This window comes from Drancourtella sp. An12, assembly GCF_002160935.1.
Lineage (GTDB): Bacteria > Bacillota > Clostridia > Lachnospirales > Lachnospiraceae > Sellimonas > Sellimonas catena.
In genome coordinates this window covers 1-8,581 of sequence record NZ_NFLO01000036.1, presented here as the reverse complement: position 1 = coordinate 8,581, position 8,581 = coordinate 1, and the positions used below count along the sequence as shown (strand labels likewise).

Annotated in this window: 10 protein-coding genes and 1 pseudogene; 2 read left to right on the top strand and 9 right to left on the bottom strand. The window is 43.9% G+C overall.

The window, feature by feature from the left end:
* Positions 1–273 precede the first annotated feature (273 nt).
* Positions 274–1,164, top strand: a complete 891-nt coding sequence (locus B5E64_RS17560; RefSeq protein ID WP_087169718.1) for a LysR family transcriptional regulator — start codon at positions 274–276, stop codon at positions 1,162–1,164.
* Positions 1,165–1,221: 57 nt separating this feature from the next.
* Here B5E64_RS17560 and B5E64_RS17555 read toward each other — a convergent pair whose 3' ends face one another.
* From B5E64_RS17555 to B5E64_RS17510, 9 genes and pseudogenes are all read right to left on the bottom strand, one after another.
* Positions 1,222–1,689, bottom strand: coding sequence for a helix-turn-helix transcriptional regulator (locus B5E64_RS17555; RefSeq protein ID WP_087169717.1), 468 nt, complete (start codon positions 1,687–1,689; stop codon positions 1,222–1,224).
* A gap of 142 nt (positions 1,690–1,831) precedes the next feature.
* A complete protein-coding gene (locus tag B5E64_RS17550; RefSeq protein WP_087169716.1) occupies positions 1,832–2,281 on the bottom strand; it encodes an Hsp20/alpha crystallin family protein in 450 nt (149 codons plus the stop codon).
* 465 nt (positions 2,282–2,746) lie between these two features.
* Entirely contained in the window at positions 2,747–3,958 is a 1,212-nt protein-coding gene (locus B5E64_RS17545; protein WP_087169715.1) for a site-specific integrase, read from the bottom strand.
* A 176-nt stretch (positions 3,959–4,134) separates the two neighbouring features.
* The gene (locus B5E64_RS17540) at positions 4,135–4,329 is read right to left on the bottom strand and encodes a DUF6462 family protein (protein ID WP_004605493.1); all 195 of its coding nucleotides are present in this window, start codon (positions 4,327–4,329) and stop codon (positions 4,135–4,137) included.
* Positions 4,330–5,185, bottom strand: a pseudogene (locus B5E64_RS17535) (ATP-binding protein).
* Positions 5,182–5,904 (bottom strand): replication initiator protein A, encoded by a 723-nt coding sequence (locus B5E64_RS17530; RefSeq protein WP_242960298.1) that lies wholly within the window; start codon positions 5,902–5,904, stop codon positions 5,182–5,184. The pseudogene B5E64_RS17535 and the gene B5E64_RS17530 overlap by 4 nt, the downstream one beginning before the upstream one ends.
* Before the next feature lie 7 nt (positions 5,905–5,911).
* Positions 5,912–6,121: a hypothetical protein gene (locus tag B5E64_RS18565; RefSeq protein WP_087169713.1), complete on the bottom strand. Its 210-nt coding sequence runs from the start codon at positions 6,119–6,121 to the stop codon at positions 5,912–5,914.
* A gap of 210 nt (positions 6,122–6,331) precedes the next feature.
* Positions 6,332–6,718, bottom strand: a complete 387-nt coding sequence (gene mobC / locus B5E64_RS17515; RefSeq protein ID WP_087169711.1) for a plasmid mobilization relaxosome protein MobC — start codon at positions 6,716–6,718, stop codon at positions 6,332–6,334.
* Between the two features lie 672 nt (positions 6,719–7,390).
* Complete coding sequence (locus B5E64_RS17510) at positions 7,391–7,732, bottom strand: hypothetical protein (protein ID WP_242960296.1); 342 nt, start codon at positions 7,730–7,732, stop codon at positions 7,391–7,393.
* Between the two features lie 107 nt (positions 7,733–7,839).
* On the opposite strand from B5E64_RS17510, the gene B5E64_RS17505 reads away from it, so the two are divergent.
* Complete coding sequence (locus B5E64_RS17505; protein ID WP_087169710.1) at positions 7,840–8,040, top strand: helix-turn-helix transcriptional regulator; 201 nt, start codon at positions 7,840–7,842, stop codon at positions 8,038–8,040.
* Positions 8,041–8,581 lie beyond the last annotated feature (541 nt).

Here is an 8,581-nt window from a genome sequence, read left to right as displayed (position 1 = left end):
GCAATCCAAAGCCAGAAAAACAGCTTAAAACTGTTGCAATTACTCATGATATTATGCAGTTACAACTTCATAAAGTTTTCAATGTGCAGTTACAACTTCAATGTTGCAGTAAGGATTTCAATTAACCTTCGGTTTGATTTCATTATAGGTCTGTTTTCATGAAACAACAAACAGTTATCACTTCTTATTTATCATCACTTTCAGGAATGATAGACTTGTGGTATACTGACCCTATACTGATTTTATATTCCATACTTGAAAGGGTGAAACGGCATGATCGAAACGCGACTGCTCCATTATTTTCTTGCAGTAGCAAGAGAACTGAATATTACAAAGGCGGCTCAGACACTGTTTATTTCCCAGTCTACCCTTTCCAGGCAGATGATGGATCTGGAAAGCCAGCTTGGAAAACAGCTCTTTATCCGCGGAAAACGAAGCATCGAACTGACGGAAGACGGGGTATTCCTTCGTAACCGTGCGCAGGAGATTATGGAACTTCTGGAAAATACAGAGACCGCTCTTCATACGGACGCCGAGCATCTGAGCGGAGATATTTTTATCGGCTGCGGCGAAACGGTAGGAATGGATATGATCGCCGGGCTTCTGGCAGAGTTTCACAGAGATTATCCGGATGTCAAGCTTCATACTTACAGCGGGGATGCTGACGCCATCATGGACCGGATTGACAAAGGGCTCTCCGATATGGGACTTCTGCTTGGCCCGGTGCGGCAGGAAAAATACGATTACCTGAATCTACATCAAAAAGATGTTTACGGACTGTTGATGCCAAAGGACTGCGCGCTCGCCGGGCAGGACACCATCAATATCGATCAGCTGAAAACGCTTCCGATGATTCTGGCAGACCAGACCTTTTCCGGCCATCAGGATCTGGACTGGTTCGGTGAGGATGCCCTGAATGTCGTAGCGACCTACAATCTGATTTACAATACTACCTATCTTGTGGAGCACGGCATCGGATATGCCCTTTGCCTTGACCGGCTTGTCAACACCATGGGACGAAACCTTGTATTTCGGCCAATCAGTCCGGAATTATCTGTAGGCCTTTATATGGTCACCAAAAAATATCAAACATTTTCACCGGCCGCAAAAGTATTCTATGAACGCCTGAAAGCATTCACAACGGCAGTCGGTTCCGAAACATAAAGCCAGAGCAGGCAGCGGTTCTATCATCGTCCGCTGCCTGCCCTGCGTTTTCATCATCTATTTCCCGGAATTCTTTTTTCCTCTGTTCTTCCACACTCTTGCCAGAATATCTTTCAGCACCAGCATGGAATCCAGCTCATTGTATCCATATTCTTTTTCCATCCGAATCAGGAGCCTGCACAACTCTTCCGCATAATACGAAATGTCCACCTCTTTCTGGTAGGACGCCAGAATCGGATACTTTTTACTCCACGCTTTGGTCCAGTCGATCTTTTCTGTCACCTCGTCACTGATCCGGCCGATCACATCCTGAATCTCCTGCATTTCCACATCAAATGAAATCAGCTCATCCAGTGAAAGACCGTACAACATCGAAAGCTGCTTTGCCTGGCGGATATCCGGAAGCGTCTCATCGGTCTCCCACTTGGAGATTGTCTGCCTGCTCACTCCAAGCTTCTCAGCCGCATCCTCCTGAGACAGCCCTTTCTTTTTCCTTGCCTGATACAGATTATTTCCTAAATTCACAACTGTTCCTCCTGATGATTTCTGTCTTCATTTTACCTGTTTTTGCAGAAAGATACCACCAGGAATCCTGTACAGTTTCGCCCGTTTTCCTGACAGAAGGTGAACAAAAAAGGGCGGCCTTTTCGGCCGCCCGCATGGTTCATTAACCTTCGATCGCGATGTGCGATGTTTCTTCTACTTTCTTCTGATCTTTCTTCGGAACTGTCAGTTTCAGGATACCGTCTTCGTATTTCGCATGAATGTCTTCCTGTTTGACGTCATCGCCTACATAGAAGCTCCTGCTCATGCTGCCTGCATAACGCTCCTTGCGGATGTAGTTACCTTTTTTATCCTTCTCATCTTTATCCAGTCCCTTCGCTGCAGAAATGGTAAGATATCCATTCTTCAGCTGGGCATTGATCTCGTCTTTCTTAAATCCCGGGAGATCAATATCTACTTCGTAAGAATCATCTGTCTCTCTGACATCTGTCTTCATCATGTTCTTTGCATTCTTTCCATATAATGGGTTCCTTCTTCCAAAGAAGTCATCATCAAATGGGAAGTCCATCCAGTCATCAAATAAGTTTTCTCCAAAAATACTAGGCATCACCATAAGTCATGTCTCCTTTCTTTATGACAATTTGTTTTATTTTAGCACCATCGGAGAAATCCGAAGTGTTGAAATCGAACAAGTTTCTTTTAAGATCTTTATCTCTTCCTTTGTTCTAGTTGTAATATAACACTTGTTGTTAGCGGTGTCAAGAGGTGAGTGCTATTTTTTTAAATAATTTTTTTGGGAAACCTCAAAAAAGCTTGATTTTACGGGCTTTTTCGGGCTTTCCAAATTTTCGATTTATTCAAAAAATGGCTTACTACACCATTTTTACACCATTTCTACACCAATTTGCGCGAAAACTACGAGCCATGCAGGGACGAAATCGGGGTGCCTTTTGGGAGCTTGCTCACATAAAGGCAGCTCCGGTTTTGGACCTATAAGGCGACAGCCGCGACTGAGCGAACTTGTTCGCGAAGTGCATGGCGAGCAGTTCTGTAATCATTCTTAAAGAAATCTGAGCCATCACATGATCTGAACCAGATCCATCTTCGCAATCTCTCTTTCGATCCTGGACCGGTCTGTGATATGGTTATAAACTTCCATCGTGACACTGATGTTGGCATGTCCCATCACGTACTGAACGACCTTCATATCCAGATCTGTCTCTGCCATCCGGGTACAGGCTGTATGTCTAAGAATGTGGGCGGAGATATGAGGCAGCTCTTCCGGCTTTCTCCTCTCCCGCTTTGCCCGCTCAATTTCTTCCTCGTTATACGCCTTCACAATATCCCGGAGAATAAAGTTCACAGTAGTCGGCATCATAGGGCGTCCGCTCCTGCTCATGAATACGAAATTCGAAAGCCCTTCGATCTTCACATCCCTGGGAATCCCCATCTGAAAATTCATCCGTCTCTGAGTCTCAAAGGCTTTTGCCACCATCTTGCTCATGGGAATCTCCCGGATCCCGGCTTCTGTCTTCGGCATGGTCACATGAAAATCACACCCGTCTCCATAGTTCTTGTAGATCAGCTGATGATTCACGTATACGGTCCGGGTCTTCAGATCCACGTCCTTCCAGGTGAGTCCGATCAGCTCTCCACAGCGGAGCCCGGTTCCGATCATCACCTGCAAAAGAGGCAGATAGATATGGAATACCTCGCTGTTCTTTACATAGTTCAGCAGATTTTTCTGCTGGTCAAAGGACAGGGCGGTGCGTTTCTTTTCCGGTTCCCCATAGTCTCCCAGCGTTCTCTTGGCCGGATTCTTCCGGATGATATCATCATCTACAGCCACCTCAAAGCTCGGTAAGATCATATTATGGAGAAACTTGATGGTACTGTGGGAATATTTCTGTTTGCTCAGCCGGGAATAAAACAGGCGTACATGAGATGGTCTTACCTGTACCACTTTCATCTGTCCGAGTTCATTCCTCACAAGACTGTTCCACATCCTTCTGTAATTGGCCTGTGTACTCTCCGCCAGCTTTCTGGTATCCATGTGGATCTCAAACAGGTCATTAAGAGTCATGTTCTTGCATTGGGTATCGGTCAGAATTCCTTCGCTCTGGTCTTTCTCAATCTCTTTTTCTTTTTTCCTGAGTTCAGCCAGATCCGGAGAATAAACGGCCAGGCGTCTGCCGGTCCGTTCATCTTTGTACCGGTACATATAGAGTCCATCCTTGCGCTGGGATTCCCCGGTCCTCAGATTTCTTCCTCTATTGTCTTTTCTTGCCACAAAACCATTCCTTTCTGGAACAGTTCAGCCTTCATTCGTATGTAGTGCGGTTTTGCGAATGGCGCGTGCTGAACTGTTTCTTCTGTAATCTTCACACCTCCCTGTTGTGGGGAATGGTCTTGTCCTGTCTATGAAAAGTATAGCACAAAACCAACCCCACGCACATCCGTGTTCCTCTATTCTGCTATTGCTTCCAGATATTTCTCCACCTTCTGTACGGAATACAATACCCGGCGGCCGATGGTGATCCGGGCTCCCGCATCTTCCGCAATCTTCCTTGCAGTCATCTGTCCGCAGGAAAGCATAGCGGCCAGACCTTCAATATCCACTGCCAGACGGCAGTTGCTCTCCCTTTCTTTTGTCTGTCTCATTTACCTCATCTCCTCCTTTATTCTTTTCTGCATCCGTCCCAGCTTTTCCTGAGCCGTACGTTTTCGAAAACTCTCTCCTTTAAACTGAACCGGCACGCACATCTCCAGCAGCCGGTCATAAATCCTGGCATGCGCTGTATCCTGCGGATTCTTTAACTCCTGCAGTGTCAGATTGGTCGTCGCGATCAGGGGCTTCCCGCTCCGATATCTTCCGTCAATCACTGCATAGATCTGTTCCAGTCCATACTCTGTCCCCCGCTCCATTCCAAAATCATCCAGAATCAGCAACGGAACTCTGCACAGATTTTTTATGTATGTATTCTTCTCTGAAAAATTAGCAGACAGATCATTCAGCACTTCCGCGAAATTATTCATACGGACCGCTATCTCCTGTTCCAACAATGCATTGGCAATACAGCCCGCCAGAAAACTTTTCCCGGTTCCCACTGCTCCCCAGAAGAGGTAGCCTGTATTCTCCGCCTTCATGGTTTCCCAGTCTTTCACATATAGTTTCGCAATCATGGTATTTTCGGAAAGTCCCTTATCATTCTTAAATGTCCATTCCTTCATGGATCTATCCGAGAAACATTGTTCCTTCAATTCTCTGACTACAGCTTCATGACGCTGCTGTTCCCGGTACTGTTCCTCCTGTTTTCTCTTTTGTCTCCGGCACTCACATTCACGCGGATGTTTTTTTTATTCCCAAAACTCCGACTTTTTCCTGATCGAAATAAGCCTCCTTCGGTTCATGGCATTGTCCACAATACAGGAGCCCGTCTTCTCCCATGTAATCCTCTCTGGTTCTTTCTCCCGGCTGCATCATGTTCTTTACTGTTTCTTCTACCATCTTATTCATAGACTGTCCTCCTCACTGCAGGTATAATCCGGAATGTTTTTTACCGGGGCTGACCGTTCTGCCCACCTTCTCAAGGTAACGGCATGATCAGCATATTGCTTTCCACTGGAACGCATATAGCTGGACAGTTCCTCGATCAGCCTGTCTATTTCCCGGATCTCCTGTTTCAATTCTCCATATTCTGTTTCGGAGAGAAACACATTGTGATATTTTCCATAGGCAGAGCGCGCTTCTCTCTCTTTATTTATTTGACTATATATCATTTGACTATTACTCATTTTATTAGGGGATACTTTTCTATCCCTCACAGGGACAGTTTTCTTTCCCTCATAAGTATCTTTTTCTTTCCCTATGAAGGATACTTTTCTTTCCTTCTCAGGGACACTTTTCTTTCCCTCTGCCGGGATTCTGACATACAGCAGATTGGGATTTGAAAATCCCTGCTTTTGTCTTTCTAAAAGTCCGGCATCTTCCAGTTCATTCAAAGCTTTCTTAATGGTCATATGACTCTTTACCAACACTTGCGCCAAATCCATGATTGGGTAAATCACGTAAATATACCCTTTTTCATTCTTCCATCCGTTATTCCTTGAAATCTTGGACCGATCCAGCAACAGGGCATACAAAATCCTGGCTGTCTGAGTCAGGTTCATATCCAACAGAAACCGTGGGTAAGGAATGAAATCCCTGATCAAGGTACGCTCTGTCAAATATTCCATCTGGTTTCTATTCTTCACATCCATCCTTTTGTTTCTGTCTGATTTTCCGCCGGCGGCTTCGCTTGGATTCATAACAGGGGCAACAGACAATCACAGTCCGGAAACTCTGCTTGCAGTCTCCAACACATTTCCGGCAGATGTCATTGTGGGCGATACGCCCTCTTTCATTGAGAAAAAAGGCCAATTCCTGTTTTCTTTTCTTGCTCATTCTCGGCACAGACATTCCTCCTCTCTGCCATCCTGCCAGTGTCCGGCACAGGACAGCGAAATATGGTCACGTTTCGGTATCATTTTTTGCATTTTTTGCCCTTTACGACAGGCTTTTTGGACCTCAAATATATTTGCCTGGGGTTTATCCTGTCTAGCAGTCAAAAATGCAGTTTGGTCGTGTTTCGGTATCATTTTGGAACAATTCGTCTGGACTACTTTAACTGCCCCGAAAATCCCGTTCAAAATCCCCCGCCATCTTCAACACTTCCTCCCTAAGTGCAAACAATTCCGCAATGCAATGACGGATTTCATCCTCCATAGCCAGTGAACGTTCCCCGCCCGTATTGAAGTACCGTGCGATCTGATTCAGGTTCACACCAATCTTTCCATACGCACCCACCAGACTTCGGAGTTCTTCCATATCGGCAACTACTTCTACCCGATGCACGATTTCCTTTTCCACCAGAAGTTTCCGCAGGCATTCGGATCTGGACACCCCCAGGATCTCTGCCTTCCTGTCCAGAAGTTCCAGCTCAATATCCGAAAGCCGGACTCCGACAAAATGCGGATGGTTCAGTTCCCGTTCTAATCTCTTTTTTCTCATAGCTCCTCCTTTCTTCTCTTTTCTGTTACTTCAGTAACATCACAAATGGGAGAACCGGCAGTCCAGCCGGAATCTTCCTTTTGTGCTGCGTCCCACTTTCCAGTGGACGCCAATATCTGCCAGATTGGCAGATCATCGAGGGTATGGGGAATCGAAATCCCAAGCAAGAGCCCTACACAGGAAAACACGATAGTGTATTACGGGGTGGATCTTGCTCTGGGAAAATCCCCATCAAGAGCTCAACCTGTAAGTTAGAGGATTGCCAGGAATGGCATAACCGCTTAACACGGGTGGATCTTGCTCTATAATATTTCCCCCCTCACTTAACGTAACCGGGAGCGGCTATTATACAGGGTCAAAAAGAAATAAATTTTATTCTTATCAACCAGATCCGCTCTTATCTTTTTTGTTCTTTAAAGATCCCCTCACTTAACCCAATCGTCAGAGGCAGAAATACAAGGCGATTCGAAAAATCTGTTAATTTTCTGCTTCAAAAAAGATTTCCCCTCACTTATAGAAAGGAAATTCGTGGATTATACAGTGTGTGGAGACAAAGTTTTTAATAAAGTGCATAAAAAAATATCCCGTCTTTTTTGACCGGATGCCAGACTTTAATTCATAGATTTCTGTTATAAAAAATAGCCACCAGATTTTCCGGCAGCTATTCGCATGTTAAATCATCCCCATATTCTTTTTTATCCTTTCGCACAATCGATTCCAACTCTCTTCCTCCTCTTCTGGAGTTCTCTCTGGCAACACTACATCCTTTATATCATCCTCGATAGCTTTTACGTATTTATCTGATAATTTCGGATACTCATCCAGCAACCTTTCAAAAAGTTTATAAAGTCCATGCTCTGTACATTTAGCCAGGCATGAAGAAAAAAGTTCCATTGTCATTGGCTTTTGCTTATCGATTACCGCCAGCTCATCATCGGAAAACTCGAATGTTAAGATAAGGAATTCTTCAAAATTATGTTTTTCTTTGTTGGATAGCTCATCATATTTTTTCATCCCTGCTCTCCTTTCATTTGCCTCTATTATAGATATATTTTTCAGTATAGCAAACTATTATTTTTCCCATGATAATGATTATATTACAGACTGGGAAGTGAGCAGAAATGATAAGCTATTCTCCATTATGGGAGACTATGAAGAAACGGGATATCTCCACCTATACACTGATTCATAAATATGGAATTAATCCCCGAACGATCAATAATTTAAAACATAATAAGTCTATTACCATGTTTACACTGGAAAGACTTTGTGAAATTTTGAATTGCGAACCAAATGATATTATTAAGTTTGAGAAAGAATAAAAGCTACTGGAGAATTACACTTCCGTAGCTTTTCGTAATATAATCCGTACACTTCTTTTTCTATTTCTTATTTATATTTTTGCCATACTGAATATCTGCATAAAAACTATCCACAAAAAAATGGGGCTGTTATCAGCCCCGATGGGAATTGGAGGTTTGATCCTCCCGGATTCTTCATGTCATGCTAACCGTAATTTTTCCCACTGCCCCTGCACACTTCAGCAAAAATTCCCAGAAACTCCGTTGCCCACCATAATGCCTTTTACACTTGCTATTATTGTCATTATCGTACCTCCTGATATTATAAATCTCCATTGAAATCTACTTTTAATTTGTTGGGAGTACATGACAGAGCCGCATGAGAAAACACAAGCTAACAATCCTAACCATGACTATTTAGAATATCTAAATAATATTGTACCAAGTCGCTAGCGCGACGGCTAGTGCAAGGTACGCATTTCCATCACTTTTTTCCAAAAAAAGTAGCAGTTTTTGTATTTATGTTGTATTGTTGAGTTACCACACACACCAATCTTCATAA